Source organism: Polaribacter sp. HaHaR_3_91, from assembly GCF_019278525.1.
In the GTDB taxonomy this organism is placed as follows: Bacteria; Bacteroidota; Bacteroidia; order Flavobacteriales; family Flavobacteriaceae; genus Polaribacter.
This window is the reverse complement of record NZ_CP058986.1, coordinates 3651090-3667516: the sequence shown is the minus strand read 5'-3', so window position 1 is coordinate 3667516 and position 16427 is coordinate 3651090. Positions and strand designations below refer to the sequence as shown.

18 protein-coding genes are annotated in these 16427 nt (G+C 30.5%); 5 read left to right on the top strand and 13 right to left on the bottom strand.

The window, feature by feature from the left end:
• Positions 1-252 precede the first annotated feature (252 nt).
• The 8 genes from rodA to H0I27_RS15305 form a co-directional block, all read right to left on the bottom strand.
• Positions 253-1449 carry a rod shape-determining protein RodA gene (rodA, locus tag H0I27_RS15335; protein ID WP_368407327.1) on the bottom strand — a complete coding sequence of 399 codons (1197 nt, stop codon included), beginning with the start codon at positions 1447-1449 and terminating at the stop codon, positions 253-255.
• Between the two features lie 85 nt (positions 1450-1534).
• Positions 1535-3400 (bottom strand): penicillin-binding protein 2, encoded by a 1866-nt coding sequence (gene mrdA / locus H0I27_RS15330; RefSeq protein ID WP_218731499.1) that lies wholly within the window; start codon positions 3398-3400, stop codon positions 1535-1537.
• Entirely contained in the window at positions 3400-3903 is a 504-nt protein-coding gene (gene mreD, locus H0I27_RS15325; protein WP_218731498.1) for a rod shape-determining protein MreD, read from the bottom strand. The genes mrdA and mreD overlap by 1 nt, the downstream gene beginning before the upstream one ends.
• Positions 3896-4726: a rod shape-determining protein MreC gene (mreC, locus tag H0I27_RS15320; RefSeq protein WP_218731496.1), complete on the bottom strand. Its 831-nt coding sequence runs from the start codon at positions 4724-4726 to the stop codon at positions 3896-3898. The genes mreD and mreC overlap by 8 nt, the downstream gene beginning before the upstream one ends.
• A gap of 19 nt (positions 4727-4745) precedes the next feature.
• Positions 4746-5774, bottom strand: coding sequence for a rod shape-determining protein (locus H0I27_RS15315; RefSeq protein WP_068449442.1), 1029 nt, complete (start codon positions 5772-5774; stop codon positions 4746-4748).
• A 78-nt stretch (positions 5775-5852) separates the two neighbouring features.
• Positions 5853-7379, bottom strand: a complete 1527-nt coding sequence (gene purH / locus H0I27_RS15310; RefSeq protein ID WP_218731494.1) for a bifunctional phosphoribosylaminoimidazolecarboxamide formyltransferase/IMP cyclohydrolase — start codon at positions 7377-7379, stop codon at positions 5853-5855.
• 134 nt (positions 7380-7513) lie between these two features.
• Positions 7514-7639: a hypothetical protein gene (locus H0I27_RS17720; protein WP_262887631.1), complete on the bottom strand. Its 126-nt coding sequence runs from the start codon at positions 7637-7639 to the stop codon at positions 7514-7516.
• Positions 7640-7716: 77 nt separating this feature from the next.
• Entirely contained in the window at positions 7717-8169 is a 453-nt protein-coding gene (locus H0I27_RS15305) for a GAF domain-containing protein (protein ID WP_218731492.1), read from the bottom strand.
• 48 nt (positions 8170-8217) lie between these two features.
• On the opposite strand from H0I27_RS15305, the gene xrtF reads away from it, so the two are divergent.
• The 5 genes from xrtF to H0I27_RS15280 all read left to right on the top strand — a co-directional run bounded on the left by xrtF (position 8218) and on the right by H0I27_RS15280 (position 12402).
• Entirely contained in the window at positions 8218-8754 is a 537-nt protein-coding gene (xrtF, locus tag H0I27_RS15300) for an exosortase family protein XrtF (protein WP_218731491.1), read from the top strand.
• The gene (locus H0I27_RS15295; protein ID WP_218731489.1) at positions 8751-9182 is read left to right on the top strand and encodes an exosortase F system-associated protein; all 432 of its coding nucleotides are present in this window, start codon (positions 8751-8753) and stop codon (positions 9180-9182) included. Before xrtF ends, H0I27_RS15295 begins: the two co-directional genes overlap by 4 nt.
• 44 nt (positions 9183-9226) lie before the next feature.
• Complete coding sequence (locus H0I27_RS15290) at positions 9227-9625, top strand: hypothetical protein (RefSeq protein ID WP_218731487.1); 399 nt, start codon at positions 9227-9229, stop codon at positions 9623-9625.
• Positions 9626-9700: 75 nt separating this feature from the next.
• Complete coding sequence (locus H0I27_RS15285) at positions 9701-11944, top strand: carboxypeptidase-like regulatory domain-containing protein (protein WP_218731486.1); 2244 nt, start codon at positions 9701-9703, stop codon at positions 11942-11944.
• A gap of 50 nt (positions 11945-11994) precedes the next feature.
• A complete protein-coding gene (locus H0I27_RS15280; RefSeq protein ID WP_218731484.1) occupies positions 11995-12402 on the top strand; it encodes a heavy-metal-associated domain-containing protein in 408 nt (135 codons plus the stop codon).
• Positions 12403-12512: 110 nt separating this feature from the next.
• Here the strand turns inward: H0I27_RS15280 and groL are convergent, their stop codons facing one another.
• The 5 genes from groL to H0I27_RS15255 all read right to left on the bottom strand — a co-directional run bounded on the left by groL (position 12513) and on the right by H0I27_RS15255 (position 16366).
• Positions 12513-14147, bottom strand: a complete 1635-nt coding sequence (groL, locus tag H0I27_RS15275; RefSeq protein ID WP_218731483.1) for a chaperonin GroEL — start codon at positions 14145-14147, stop codon at positions 12513-12515.
• A gap of 80 nt (positions 14148-14227) precedes the next feature.
• A complete protein-coding gene (gene groES, locus H0I27_RS15270) occupies positions 14228-14503 on the bottom strand; it encodes a co-chaperone GroES (protein ID WP_068449432.1) in 276 nt (91 codons plus the stop codon).
• A 176-nt stretch (positions 14504-14679) separates the two neighbouring features.
• A complete protein-coding gene (secG, locus tag H0I27_RS15265; protein WP_218731481.1) occupies positions 14680-15012 on the bottom strand; it encodes a preprotein translocase subunit SecG in 333 nt (110 codons plus the stop codon).
• Positions 15009-15797, bottom strand: coding sequence for a hypothetical protein (locus tag H0I27_RS15260; protein WP_218731479.1), 789 nt, complete (start codon positions 15795-15797; stop codon positions 15009-15011). Before H0I27_RS15260 ends, secG begins: the two co-directional genes overlap by 4 nt.
• A gap of 62 nt (positions 15798-15859) precedes the next feature.
• Positions 15860-16366: an LptE family protein gene (locus H0I27_RS15255; RefSeq protein WP_218731478.1), complete on the bottom strand. Its 507-nt coding sequence runs from the start codon at positions 16364-16366 to the stop codon at positions 15860-15862.
• Positions 16367-16427: the final 61 nt, after the last annotated feature.

The window sequence follows — 16427 nt, the reverse complement described above, 5'->3', positions numbered from 1 at the left end:
GGTTCGAGTCCAGTTCCCGCTACTAAGTATAGCAAGGCTTCACAGAAATGTGAAGCCTTTTTTATTTTAATGAGATGGGTACAGAATAAGTTAGTTTTAAAAACTGAATTACAGATCAAACATTATTTGGATCAAGTCCCAAAGTTGTCGTATTTAAAAATTATGCATAAATATTAGTCTGTCTAAAAAGGAAGAATTATAGGTTTTTAACGCTTATTAAACCAACTACTAACAGAATGTATTAATATTATTTTACCAATCGTAGTGTTTATGAGCATCTAATCTAATAAAGATGAAGAGTAAGATTGTAAAACCCCAAAGAGACGAACCTCCGTAGCTAAAAAAGGGTAGAGGTATACCAACAGTTGGTAGTAATCCTATAACCATTCCTATGTTTACAATAACATGAAAAAAGAGAATAGAAGCCACACTGTAGCCATATATGCGTCCAAATTTATTAGCATGTGTTTCCGATAGATATATTATTCTATACATCATCAACATAAAAAGAATAATAACAATACTACTTCCTAGGAAACCCCATTCTTCTCCAATAGTACTGAAAATGTAATCGGTGTGTTGTTCTGGTACAAAATTTCCTTTAGTAATATCTCCTTTTAAAAAACCTTTACCTGTCCAACCACCAGAACTAATTGTTAATTCTGACTGGTGTGAGTTGTATCCAATATTTTTTTTATCAGTTTTTAAACCTAATAACACTTCAAAACGATCTCTGTGGTGTTGTTTAAAAATATTGTTATAAGTTAGGTTTGTTCCGAATACAAAAAGTGCGGTAATTATATATAGAGCTAATACTTTATACCAATTAAAACGAAAAAATGTTTTACCTCCTCTATAAATTGCATAACCAACAGCGACTGTAATTAATAATAATAGGGTAGATAATACAGATGTAAATCCGAAGAAAATAGTTGAAATAAAAATAACGATAGCCAAAGTACCCAAAATTATGTAATTTAGGGTTAATCCCTCTCTGTTTAGAACAAAGAAAAATGCTAAGTAAATTAAGGCAGAACCTGCATCTGGTTGTAAGGTTATTAATAGGGCAGGTGTAAAAATGATTATAAAAGCCTTTATTTGGTTTTTTATTAAACCTAAATTGTATTGTCTATCACTTAAAAGCTTGGCAACAGCAAGTGCTGTAAATGCTTTTACAAATTCAGATGGTTGTAAACTCATGCCACCAAAACTAAACCAAGATTTTGCACCATTTATTTCTTTACCAAGTGGAAATAAAAGAAATAACATAATCAAAGATATTATGTAGAATATACTTGAGTATTTCTCATAAAATTTTGAATTAAAAAAAAGAATGATCACAATTAATGGAACACTTAAAATAATCCAAAGAATTTGTTTTCCATAATTAGTAGAAAAATCTAATATCTGTATATTATCTTCAGTTTTGGATGCTGCATATATATTCATCCATCCAAAACCAACAAGAATAGCAAATAAGAAAACTAAAAGCCAATCGATCTCAGCAAAAATGTTATTTCGTTCTTGGCGCAATTTATTGAGTTTTTTGATTTAGTTTAGCGTAAATATCTTTTAAGTTTAGGTCTAACATTCGTTGTTCTCTATATTTATTTTCTTTAGAGATGCTACCATTTATATATTTTTCTATAAGTAAACTGGTAATTGGAGCAGCTATTGTAGATCCATACCCACCATTTTCAACAAAAATTGCTATCGCTATTTTAGGGTTTTCTTTAGGTGCAAATGCCACTAAAATTGAATGATCTGGTAGTTGAATTTTTTGACCGTCTATTCTAGCAAAGTTTTCTGCAGTTCCGGTTTTTCCACAAATCTCAATGCCTTTTACTTGATTAAATCTCCCTGTTCCTGTCTTAAATACTTCGTGCATAGCTTCAACTACTGGAGAAAAATACTTTTTATCTATCGTTGTTTTTTTTGCAATTGTATATACAGAATCTTTAATAGGGTTTTTATTTACTTCTTTTAATACATGTGGTGTATAAAAATATCCTCTGTTGGCAATTACTGCTGTAAAATTAGCTAACTGAATAGGTGTTGTTAAAACTTCTCCTTGACCAATTGCGTTAGATATAGTAGTAGAACCGTTCCAAGAATATCTATAAATATCATCATAATATTTTCCGGTAGGTATTAAACCTGGACTTCCAGCAGGTAAATCATAACCTAGATAATTGCCTAAACCAAAACTGGCAATATGGTTATGCCAGGTGTCTAAACCTTCTGAAGGATTATTGTTTTTTTCTATAATTTTTTTATAAGTTTGAGAAAAGTAAGTATTACAAGATCTAGCAATAGCTGCTTTTAGTAGTACTGGCCTTCCTGTAATTCCGCAATGGCATCCCATAAAAGCACCTGCTCTACTACCGTATCTAAAACCATGATTACATCTAAAACCGGTATCTTCTGTAATAACACCTTCTTGAAGGCCAATTAAAGCATTCATCATTTTAAAAGGAGAACCAGGAGCATAGGTAGCCAATAAACCTCTGTCATAAGAAGGTTTACTTACAGTGTCGTTAAATAAAATGGTTGAGTTTCTAGATCGTTTTCTACCAACCAACATGTTAGGATCGTAGGAAGGTGCAGTAACCAATGCTAAGATTTCTCCAGTTGATGGTTCTATCGCTACAATTCCGCCTCTTTTACCAGACATTAGTTTTTGAGCATAAACTTGTAGTTCTATATCTAAGGTTAATGTTAAGTCTTTTCCGTTTTCTGGTATGGTGTCGTATGAACCGTCTAAATAAGATCCTGTAACTTTATTTAGGTTATTTCTTTGTAGATATTTTTTACCTTTAGTTCCTCTTAAATAATCTTCATATTGTCTTTCAATTCCATCTTTTCCAATTAATTCTCCAGGTTGGTAATAGGCATTTTCTTTTGCTAAAGTTTCATTTACTTCTCCAATATAGCCAAGTACATTTGCGGCAGCATTTATAGGATATTTTCTAATGATTCTTTTTTGAATAAAAAAACCAGTGTATTTATGTAATTTTTCTTGAAGAAAAGCAAAATCTTCTTTTGCCAATTGTTTTAAAAATACAGAAGGTAGGTAAGGGGCATAATTATCTGCTTTTTTTAATCTTTTTAAGAAGTCTGCTTTATCTATTTTTAATAGATTACAAAATTCTAATGTGTCTAATGGTGTTACCTGGTTGGGTTGCACCATAACGTCATAAGAAAGCTGGTTTGCAACTAAAAGTTCTCCGTTTCTGTCATATACGTATCCTCTTTCTGGATAATCATACTCTATTTTTACAGCAGAATTATGAATAGGGTCATAGCTGGCACCTCTAATTACTTGTAATTGAAAAAGTCTCCCAATAAAAAGAATACCGATAAGTGTTATTAAAAAATAGAGTAAAAAACTTCTTTGCATTATTCGCTTTTAGTAAAAATATAAGTTCCTAAAAAAAATAAAATCAATGTAAAAACACTAGAGTATAATGTGTTTAAAAAAACCATTGATAAATTTTCAAAACTAAAATTAGCAAAAGTAAAATAAATAAGGTGATGAATTACTGTTAAAGTTACTACATAGTTAAAAACTTTACCAAAAGATTCAGATTTTAAGCTAAAGAAAGGGTAATCTGCTGGTATTTTTCTAAAATAAACATTCACAAAAAACAACCTAATATAAGCGATAAATAAAGTAGCAAATGCATGTATACCTCCTGAATCTGAAAAGAAATCAACAAATAGTCCTAAAAGGAAACTTATAAAAAGAAAGGAGTATCTTTTTTCATTTAAAGGATATAGAATTACAAAGCTAATATAAAGATATGGATTTATATGTCCTAAAAAATTGATATTATTTAGCACTAATACTTGCAAGAATAGCAAGAAAAAAAAAGATAAAATTTGATTTATACTTTTATTCATTGCTCGTGTTTTCTAAAAATTGTAATTCTTCCTTATCTAAATTTTTAACAATATATACATAACTAAGGTTACTCATATCATTAAATAACGTTACATCTACTTGGTTATTAGCGGTGTTTCCTTTGTTTATTTTAGAGATTGTTCCAATAGGTATTCCTTCAGGAAAAATAGTAGATTTTCCTCCTGTTTCAATAGTGTCTCCAATTTTTAAAGGAGCTTGTCTTGGCATATCGTGTAACTGAACAATATTGTAATCTATACTATTCCACTTTAACGTTCCGTAATAAAAATCATTTCCTTTAAGACGTGCATTAATACCACTATTTTTATTTAAAATTGATTGTACTCTCGTATAATTATTTGATGAGTTTTCTGTAATTCCAATAATTCCTTTGCTATTAATTACAGCCATTTCTTTATCTATATTTTGATTTTTACCTTTATTTATAGTTATAAAATTAAATGGTTTAGAATAATTATTGTTGATGATTTTTGCGTTTGTGAACGTATATTTTTGATGATATTTTGTAGAATCCATCACTGTAGAATCAATATCAAAATTTACAGATGTATTTTTTTCTAAAAGATTTTTTAGACGTGTGTTTTCTTCTGACAATAATTTATTTTCAGACTTTAATCCTAAATATTCTGTAGAGTTAGAAAGGGTTGTAAGAAAACCACCAGTAACACTATTAGCTGAGTTTATAAACTTGCTTTTATGAAAACGAAGGTTGTTAAAAGTAAAAGTTAGCGCTATTAACTCTAACAATATAAAAAACAGAAAATACTTAAACTTCTGAAAAAAATAGATAATCTGTTGCATTGTAAGAACTTAAAAACTACTATTTCATTAATACATTTTTGTATTTTTTTAATTCTTTTAATGCAATTCCTGTTCCACGAACAACTGCTCTTAAAGGGTCTTCTGCTACATAAACAGGTAAGTCTGTTTTTCTAGATAAACGCTTATCTAAACCTCTTAACATAGAACCACCACCTGCTAAATAGATACCTGTATTATAAATATCTGCAGCCAATTCTGGTGGAGTCTTAGATAAAGTTTCCATTACAGCATCTTCAATTCTTAAAATAGATTTGTCTAATGCTTTTGCAATTTCTCTATAAGAAACTTGTACCTGTTTTGGTTTTCCGCTTAGTAAATCTCTACCTTGAACCAACATTTCGTCTGGTGGAGTTTCTAAATCTTCCGTTGCGGCACCAATGGTAATTTTTATTTTTTCTGCAGTAGATTCACCAACATGTAAATTGTGTTGGGTACGCATGTAGTACATAATATCATTTGTAAATAGATCTCCTGCAACTTTTACAGATTGATCACAAACAATACCTCCTAATGCTATTACAGCTATTTCTGTAGTACCACCACCTATATCAATAATCATGTTTCCTTTAGGCTCCATAATGTCTATACCAACACCAATTGCAGCAGCCATAGGTTCATAAATTAAATAGATTTCTTTTGCATTCATGTGTTTTGCAGAATCACGAACAGCTCGTTTTTCTACTTCTGTAATTCCAGATGGAATACAAATAACCATTCTTAATGCGGGTGGAAATAAACGCTTCTTAATTGATGGAATTTGCTTTACAAATTCTTTAATCATCTGTTCAGATGCCTCAAAATCTGCTATAACTCCGTCTTTTAAAGGGCGAATAGTTTTAATATTTTCATGGGTTTTTCCTTGCATTAGGTTGGCTTCTTTACCAATTGCAATGATTTCTCCAGTAATTCTGTTCCTGGCAACAATAGAAGGACTATCAATAACCACTTTTCCGTTGTGGATTATTAAAGTATTTGCGGTACCTAAATCAATCGCAATATCTTCCGTCATAAAATCGAAAAAACCCATAAAATATATTTGTTGTTTTATTCTTGATGTATTCTTACAAAATTACTAAAATTCTGTGTGTAAAATACATATTTATTATTAATGTTTAAAATGTCTTGTTCCTGTCATTACCATAGATATATTGTGTTCATTACAATAGTCTATACTTAATTGGTCTTTAATAGATCCTCCAGGTTGAATAACACTTTTTATTCCTGCGTTATCTGCAATTTCTACACAATCAGGGAAAGGGAAAAATGCATCACTTGCCATTACACATCCATTTAAATCAAATTTAAAAGAAGTTGCTTTTTCAATAGCTTGGTTTAATGCATCAACTCTACTTGTTTGTCCTGTTCCTCCAGCTAATAATTGTTTGTTCTTAACAAGTATTATGGTGTTCGATTTTGTGTTTTTACACAGTTTAGAAGCAAATAACAAATCATCTAACTCACTTTGAGTTGGTTTATTGTTAGTTACGTACTTTAAATCTGATAATTGATCTGTAATACTATCTTTATCTTGCACTAAAGAACCGTTTAAACAAGTTCTTACAGTTGATGTTGGTAATGCAACATCTTTCTGAATTAAGATAATTCTGTTTTTCTTACCTTTTAGAATAGCTAATGCATCATCAGAAAAAGAAGGAGCAATTACAACCTCACAAAATAAAGTATGAATTTTCTCTGCAGTTTCTTTGTCTATTTCTGTATTTGCAATTAATACACCACCAAAAGCAGAAACAGGATCTCCTGCTAAAGCATCTGTATACGCTTGACTAATTGTGTCTCTTTGTGCAAAACCACAAGCATTGTTGTGTTTTAAAATAGCAAACGTTGGTGCTTCACCTTTAAATTCTTGAATTAAATTTACAGCAGCATCAACATCTAATAAATTGTTATAGCTTAATTCTTTACCATGAAGTTTATCAAACATTGCTTCTAAGTCTCCAAAGAAATATCCTTTTTGATGAGGGTTTTCTCCATAACGTAAAACATTTGCATTTTGTTCACTTGCTTTGTAAACTATTTCATCTTCATTAAAATAGTTAAAAATAGCAGTATCGTAATGAGAAGAAATATTAAATGCTTTTGCAGCTAATTTTTTTCTTTCAGAAATGGTAGTTTCTCCATTACCTTCAGAAAGTGTGTTTAAGAAACCTTCGTATTGATCCATAGATGAAACAATAACCGTGTCTTTAAAATTCTTTGCAGCAGCTCTAATTAAAGAAATACCACCAATGTCAATTTTTTCTACGATATCTTGTTCTGGTGCTCCAGAAGCTACCGTTTTTTCAAACGGATATAAATCTACAATTACTAAGTCTATTTGTGGAATATTGTATTCAGCCAATTCAGCAACATCGCTTTCATTGTCTTGTCTGTTAAGAATACCTCCAAAAACTTTTGGATGCAATGTTTTAACTCTTCCTCCAAGAATAGATGGGTAAGAAGTAACCTCGTCTACCGGAATTACATTGATTCCTAAATCTTTAATAAACTTTTCTGTACCACCTGTAGAATAGATAGTTACGTTAAGTGCATCTAATTTTTTTACAACTGGTTCTAGACCATCTTTGTGAAATACCGAAATTAATGCGGATTTAATTGTTTTTGAAGTGCTCATTTAGTGTTGTGTTGTTAAGCGTGCAAATTTAGGTAAAGCAATCTTCTAAGGCAATAAAAGATAGTAACAAAACAAGTAAGTAATTAACAACAAACTTTTAATGAAGTTTTTTTAATTAGAAAAAAACAGATCCACTACTCGGCGTTATCTAAAAAATCTCGAAACCAAACAACAAAATTATCTACAATAGATGTTTTTTTTGAAGCATAATTAGATGTTGAATTTTTAGATGTTATGGTAGTGGATTCGTATTTTCTCATTATTTAGGAATATGTCGATTTGTGAATTATATTATTTTTATCAAAAGTAGTTAAAAGATAAATATAAGTCAACAAAATTAAAGAATATTTGACAATTCTTTACAGATATACTCTAAAAGTGCCTCGTCCTTTGCGGAAAATGTATTTGCTGTATGAGAGTCTATATCAATTTGACCAATATTCTCGCCTGCTACAAAAATTGGGATTACAATTTCAGATTTTACTTTCCAACCGCAAGAAATATAATTGTCTTGAGCAGAAACATCTTGTACTACAAAGTTTTCGTTGCTAACCGCTACTTGTCCGCAAATACCTTTCCCAAACGGAATAATAGTGTGTTCTGTTTCTTCTCCTGTATATTGCGCTAATTTTAACTCGTTTTTATCTCCGTTTTTAAAATAAAAACCAACCCAATCATAGTAAGAGATTTCTTTTTCTAAATAATCGCATATCGCTTGTAATTTTTCGTCTCTTGTAGTGTTAGACGAAATAATTTTGTCGATCTGTGGTTGTAAAATATCTATATTCATTTGTATATTCGTTGTGTAAATAAGTGGCAAAATTAATTAAAATTTATTGTGAAGAAACATAAAAGCATCATCATTTTTCTGATTAAGTTTTTTGTAACCTATTTTTTATTAGTTACAATCTATAACACTTACTTACAGCGTTCTCAAGAAAAAGAAGGGGTTTATAAAACAGCATCCATAACAACACTTGTGGCAGACCAAACCGTAAAAGTGCTTACTTTTTTCGATTATAGCGTAGAGGCTGTTCAGCATGATAAAGAAGTTTCTGTAAAACTAATCATAGAAGGTAAATATACCGCTAGGGTTATAGAAGGGTGTAATTCTATTAGTTTAATTGTTCTATTTATATCATTTATTATTGCTTTTTCTGGGTCTTTAAAAGCTACTTTCTTTTATTCTCTGTTTGGTAGTTTGCTTATTTATACAATCAATGTATTAAGAATTGCATTTCTGACAGTAATGATCTATAAATATCCAGAAAATCAAGAATTTTTACATGGTTTGGTATTTCCGGCAATTATTTATGGTACCATTTTCATGCTTTGGGTTATTTGGGTTAATCAATTTTCTAAGTTTAAGAAATGAGTAAATATCTAAAAATAGTATTAGTATTCTTGCTTTTTGTGCTGTTGGTCGCGGTAAGAGCTTTTCAAACGAATTTGTTTTATGACCCTTTAATAGTATATTTTAAAAATGATTATTTGTACACAGGTATTCAGAATATAGTTGTTTGGAAGCTAGTGGTAAATATGCTCTTTAGGTACCTCATAAACTCTGTTATTTCATTAGGTATAATTTGGGTGTTGTTTGAGCGAAAAGAGTATTTAAAATTTGCTAGTTATTTTTTAATGATAGCTTTCGTAATTCTTATTACTGTATTCGTAATTTTAATTAAAAATAATTTTGAAAGTGGTTATTTGTTACCGTTTTATATACGTAGATTTATAATCCATCCGCTGTTTTTACTAATACTGCTTCCAGCTTTCTATTATCAAAAATTGAGTAATAGATAATTTTATATAGAATTTGATTTTCTTATTGTAAATTTGCAGAAGCAATGAAACAGTTTTTTTCTAAAATAGCGTCTTTTTTATTGGCACTTTTAGTGTTGTTTTCTACGTTTTCTTTTACGGTAGAAAAGCATTATTGTGGAGATTCTCTAATGGATGTTTCTTTTATAGGGAGTACAAACGATTGCGGCTTAGAAATGCAAAAAATTGCAGCTAAGACTAACTGTTGTAAAGATGAAATTCATCAAATTAAAGGTCAAGATCAATTAAGACAAACTCAAGTTGACGATTTTGATTTTTCTAAACAACAATTTCTAGCATCGTTTTATATTTCTTTTAATGATCTATTTCTTGAACAAGATTTTAAAGAAACAAACTACAACAACATTTCTCCGCCTGAAATTCTATTAGATTATCAGGTTATATACCAGTCTTTTTTAATTTGATTTTAATTTTTTAAACTATAAATATTGCCTAAAGGCGATAAAATTTAGCGTTATGAATTAAAATTAATACACATAATGAAAAAATATATAATTAGTAGTTTTCTGCTATTTATTCCTGTCATACTCTTTTCTCAAACTACATTTAAAGGGATGATTATGGATAAAAATAATCCTAAAGATAATTTAGGGGTTGCCGATGTAACTGTACATTGGTTAAATACAAACGTAAGTGCAACTACAAATAAGAAAGGTTGGTTTACTATAGGTTATAAACCAGAATATAAAAAATTAGTAATTAATTATTTAGGGTATAAAACCGATACTTTAACTATTGAGAACTTAGACCCTATTCATCATTATATTACTCCAGAAGGTGATTTAGATGAAGTAATAATTAAAAGTAAACGAAATGCAATTCAGAAATCATTTTTGTCTACGGCAAATATGTTTACTGTAAATTCTGAAGAATTATTAAAAGCTGCGTGTTGTAATTTGGCAGAAAGTTTTGAAACTAACCCATCTATAGATGTTAGTTTTTCTGATGCTTTAACCGGAACGAAACAAATACAAATGCTGGGTTTAACAAGCCCGTATTTGTCAATTACACAAGAAAATATTCCTTCTGTTAGAGGTGCTGCTCAGGTTTTCGGACTCACATTTACACCAGGTACTTGGGTAGAAAGTATACAGATTACAAAAGGTGCTGGTTCTGTTGTTAATGGGTATGAAAGTATATCTGGACAAATAAATGCAGAATTGGTAAAACCTTTTTCTGATAATAAATTCTTTGTTAATGCTTATTCTTCTTTAAATGGAAGACTCGAGTTAAATACACATTTTAACCAAAAAGTTTCAGATAAATGGTCTACAGGTATTTATGTTCACGGTAATTATAGAGGTGAGAAATTCGATAAAAATGATGATAATTTTTTAGACAGTCCGTTAGCAGATCAAATAAATGTAATGAATCGTTGGCAGTATGTTGATGCAGAAAAAGGTTGGGTAAGTTTTATTAATGTACGTTTTTTAAATGATGAAAAACAAACGGGTGAGATTGATTTTAATCCATCTTTAGATAAAGGAACCACAAATGCTTGGGGAAGTGAAATAGATACAAGACGTTTTGAGACTTCGGCTAAATTAGGGTACGTTTTTCCAGAGTTGCCTTTTCAGAGTGTAAGTCTTCAGTTTGCGTATAGTAATCATCAGCAAGATTCTTATTTTGGACAAAAAATTTATAATATAGAGCATGAAAGTATATTTTCTAATATTATTTTTAATTCTATAATAGGGGATACTAGAAATAAGTTTAAAACCGGACTTAGTTTTACGCATGATAATTATGAAGAATTGGTAAATATTACCGATTACGATAGAAAAGAAACTTCTGCAGGAGCTTTTTTCGAATATGCATTCGATAATTTGAATGATTTTAGCTTAACTGCAGGTTTGCGTATAGATACTCATAATTTATTAGGAACTTTTGTTACTCCTAGAATTCATGCAAGATATGTGCCTTGGGAAAACAGTATTTTTAGAGCTTCTGCAGGAAGAGGAAAGCGAAGTGCTAATATTTTTGCAGAAAATCAACAATTATTTGCAAGTTCAAGGAGTATTAATATTGATGATGTTGGTGGTAATATCTACGGATTAAATCCTGAGGTTGCATGGAATTACGGAGTTTCTTATATGCAAAGATTTAACTTATTCAATAAAAAGGGAGATGTTACTTTCGATTTTTATCAAACAGATTTTACAAATCAAGTTGTGGTAGATTGGGAAAACCCTCAAGAAATATCATTTTATAATTTAAACGGAAAAAGTATTGCAAATAGTTTTCAAGTTGAAGTAAATTATAATATTGCACCGTATTTTAATTTTAGAACAGCGTATAAGTATTTTGATATTTCTACGGATTATACTTCGGGTAATTTACAGAAACCGATTCAACCTAAAAATAGATTTTTTGCAAACCTTTCTTATGAAACCCCTGCTAAAGATAGTGGAGCTCAATGGAAGTTTGATGTTACTTTTAATAATATAGGAAAACAGCGTTTACCAAATACGGTATCTAATCCTGTGCAATATCAATTGCCATCACATTCAGATTCTTATCAATTGTTAAACTCTCAAATTACAAAGGTTTTTTCAGACAAATTTGAAGTTTATGTAGGTGCCGAAAACTTAACAAATGTTCAGCAGAAAAATCCTATTTTAGCAAGTGATGATCCATTTGGATCTAATTTTGATAGTACAATTGTGTATTCTCCTATTTTTGGAAGAGCATTTTATATGGGGTTAAGATTTAAAATAAAATAGCCACAGAGTGGGATTAAGTAATATAATATAAAATATAAAATAGAAAAAAGATGAAAAAAATACTATTCGTATTCAGTTTATGTTTGATTGGTTTTACAACACAATCACAAGAAGTAAAAAAGAAGAAAAGTGCTAAAGTATCTATAGAAGTAGATGGAATTTGTGGTATGTGTAAAAAACGTATTGAAACTGCTGCTTTAAAAACAAAAGGGGTAAAGTTTGCAATTTGGAGTGTAGAGACTCATCAATTAAATGTAATTTTAGATGAACGTAAAACAGATGTAGAGGCTGTTCAGAAAAGTGTTTTAGCAGTAGGACATGATGTTATTTTAGATGAAGAAAATAAACTAATTGCAACAGATGAAGCGTATGGTTCTGTACATGGTTGTTGTAAGTATAGGGAAGAAGAAATAATTAAAGACCATAATGGTGATTTAAAGAAGCAGAAGAAGGAATAATACTTCTTTTTTGTAGGTAATAAAAAAATCCGATAGAAATTAATCTATCGGATTTTTTAATATCTCTATTTCACCCAAGAGTAAAATAAACTATCCATAGCGATTCGCTATTACATCATTCCTGGCATTCCACCACCCATTGGAGGCATTCCGCCAGCAGGAGCATCTTCTTTAATGTCTACTAAGGCACATTCTGTAGTTAAGATCATTCCGGCAACAGATGCAGCATTTTCTAATGCAACACGCGTTACTTTCTTAGGATCTATAATTCCAGCTTCTAGCATATCAACATATATGTCGTTTTTAGCATCATAACCAAAGTCTTTTTTACCTTCTAAAACTTTATTAATTACAACAGAACCTTCACCACCAGCATTTTCTACGATGGTTCTTAAAGGTGCTTCAATTGCTTTGTTTACAATTTGTACACCTGTAGTTTCGTCTAAGTTTTCTGTAGTGATTTTTTCTAAAACTTTTTTAGCGCGTACTAAAGCAACACCACCACCAGCAACAATACCTTCTTCTACTGCAGCTCTTGTAGCGTGTAAAGCATCATCAACTCTATCTTTCTTCTCTTTCATCTCTACTTCAGAAGCAGCACCAACATATAAAACAGCAACACCACCAGCTAATTTAGCTAAACGTTCTTGAAGTTTTTCTTTGTCATAGTCAGAAGTTGTAGTCTCTATTTGAGCTTTAATTTGACTAACTCTTGCTTTAATAGCATCTGCATCACCAGAACCATTTACAATAGTTGTATTGTCTTTATCAATAGTAATACCTTCTGCAGTACCTAAAAGATCTAATGTTGCGTTTTCTAAAGAGAAACCTCTTTCTTCAGAAATTACAGTTCCGCCTGTTAAGATTGCGATGTCTTCTAACATTGCTTTCCTTCTGTCTCCAAATCCTGGAGCTTTAACAGCAGCAATTTTTAAACCACCTCTTAATTTATTTACAACTAAAGTAGCTAACGCTTGTCCGTCTACATCTTCTGCAATAATTAATAAAGGACGTCCAGATTGAGAAACTGGCTCTAAAATTGGAAGAATTTCTTGCAAGTTAGAAATCTTTTTGTCGAATAATAAAACATAAGGATTTTCTAAATCTGCAATCATTTTATCTGCATCGGTAACAAAATAAGGAGATAAATAACCTCTGTCAAATTGCATACCTTCTACAACGTCAACATACGTTTCCATTCCTTTTGCTTCTTCAACAGTAATAACGCCTTCTTTACCAACCTTGGCAAAAGCAGTAGCTATTAAGTCTCCAATAACAGCATCGTTATTTGCAGAAATTGCTGCAACTTGTTGAATTTTTTCAGAAGAATTACCAACTTTTTTTGCTTGTTTTTCTAAGTCTGCAATAATTGCAGCAACAGCTTTGTCAATTCCACGTTTTAAATCCATTGGGTTTGCACCTGCAGCAACGTTTTTTAGACCTTCTTTTACAATTGCTTGTGCAAGAACCGTAGCAGTTGTTGTACCATCTCCAGCTAAGTCGTTGGTTTTAGAAGCAACTTCTTTTACCATTTGAGCTCCCATATTTTCAAGCTCATTTTCTAACTCAATTTCTTTTGCTACAGAAACTCCATCTTTAGTAACTGTCGGTGCTCCAAAAGATTTAGAAATAATTACGTTTCTTCCTTTTGGTCCTAAAGTTACTTTTACTGCATTTGCTAAAGCGTCAACTCCACGTTTTAATCCGTCTCTTGCTTCAATATCAAATTTTATATGTTTTGCCATTTTCTTTAAATGTTTATTTGTTTAACTATTTATTCGTTTAATTGTTGCTACTGTAAACCGCAACTGAAAACTAAATACTTTTAGATAATCGCTAAAATATCAGACTCACGCATCATTAGGTAATCTTTACCTTCTAATTTTAAATCAGTTCCACCATATTTACTATATAAAACAGTGTCTCCAATTTTTACAGTTAAAGGCTCATCAACTTTACCATTACCTACTGCTACAACAGTTCCTTGTTGTGGCTTTTCTTTTGCGTTATCAGGAATAATTAATCCTGATGCTGTTTTTGTTTCTGCTGGAGCAGGTTCTACAAGAACTCTGTCTGCTAAAGGTTTAATGTTTAATCCCATTATTATATTTTTAGTTAATTAATTTATATGTTACTAACTGTAAATTGTCAGAAATTGTGCCATTACACTAAAACTGACAATTTTTCTTTGATTGATTTTATTGTTAAATTTTAAGCATAAAAAAAATGCCAACGTGTCATTTACGTTGGCATTTTTAATTTATCTCTAACGGATAATTAATTTAAACTATCGTTAGTTATAGGAGTTGTGTTTTCAACAGGAGTAGAGGTTTCAATACCATCTAAAGTATTATTTAACTCAAAGTTGTTGTCTCCATCTCTAGGAATTGCAAAGTTTGCTAATAAAATTAATGCAAACATAGCAATTGCTAAAGTCCAAGTTGTTCTGTCTAAGAAATTGTTAGTGTTTTGTACACCCCCCAAAGATTGTGCTCCACTACCTCCAAAAGAAGAAGTTAATCCTCCACCTTTAGGATTTTGAACCATCACGATTAAGATTAATGCAACGGCTACAATCAAAATTAGAATTAAAAATGCTGTGTAACTCATGATTTATTTTTTTGTAAAATTTGTATTCTTTTAATTTGGTCTGCAAAGAAACCACTTTTTTCTGGATATTTCAAACTTAAAATTCTATAAGCTTGCATTGCGTTTTCATACTTTTTCTGTTCTAAATAAACTTTAGCCAATGTTTCTGTCATTAAAGAGGAATCTTGACTGTTTTTAGCAACCGGTACAGCTACTATTTTATCTTTTGCTAAAGGCTTAATTTTAGGGTTATTTTCAATAAAAGTGTTTATTAAGTCCTCTTTTGCTGTAGGTTTTTCTACAGGAGTTTTTTCTATTTGCTTTTTTTCTTCTCTAACAATAGGCTTTCTGGAGGAAAGTTGTAACCATTCTCCAAAAGAATGATTCTCTGCAGAAGAAAAAGATATAGGCTTGCCAATTTCTAATGCCGTTTCTATTTCAGCAATATTTTCTGAAACTGCTTCAGCTTTTTCTATTAGGCTTTCAATTTTTTCAGAAGGAGTTGCTACTGTTTTTTCTGCTGATATTTTTTCAAATATTTGTTGATGAATATCTTCTTTCTGATTATTAAAATTATTTGTAGTAATGTAATTGAATAATAAAGTTCTATCTGTGGTGTAAGAAGCAGTTACTTTTAATTCGTTATTATATTTAAAGCTATCCTGATTTTTTAATCCTTTTAAATATAGAACACGTGCTGCTTGAAAATACGGATATTCTTCAACAATAGTTTTTAATTCAGCAGTTTCCACTTCCTGAATTTGTCTTTTGTTTTTTATTAAATCTATAAAAGTACTTGATTTCAAATCTTAGTTATTTTATCTACTTTTTACTGAATACTACAACTGAATATTTTTAACTTTTAATATTACCATTTTGCAACGGAAGCATTAAAAATATCTTGTGTTAATCTCTCCATAATTTCATCTAGGGCAGCCTCTAATACACTACCTGTAAGTTGTGCATCTGCGGCAAAATCTGAATAAAAAGAGAATTGTTTTTCAAAATCGTCTTTTTCAACTAGTTTATTCACAAAACGAACATTAACGGTGATGGTAAGTCTATTTTGAGCAGCAGTTTGGTCTGCAGTAGCACTCATAGGAGTAATTCTATAACCTGTAATTTCTCCGCTAAAATATAAATCTCCATTAGAGGTTACTGTGGTTAAATTGGTTTGTCTTGTAAATAAATCTAACATGTCTTGGGTAAAACGCTGACTTAGAGTTGGCTCTACTAAAGATGCTTGATTTGGGAAGAAATCTATTTGTAATGTTTTTGCATCACCTGTACTTCCTCCTGTAAAAGAATATGCACCACAAGCAATAAAAAAGAGTGTGCTTAGTGTAAATAGTGTTATGTATAGTGTTTTTTTCATCGATTTTGTCTGGTCGAGCGCAGTCGAGACCTAAAATAGTTACTTATTAATGCCTCTCGAC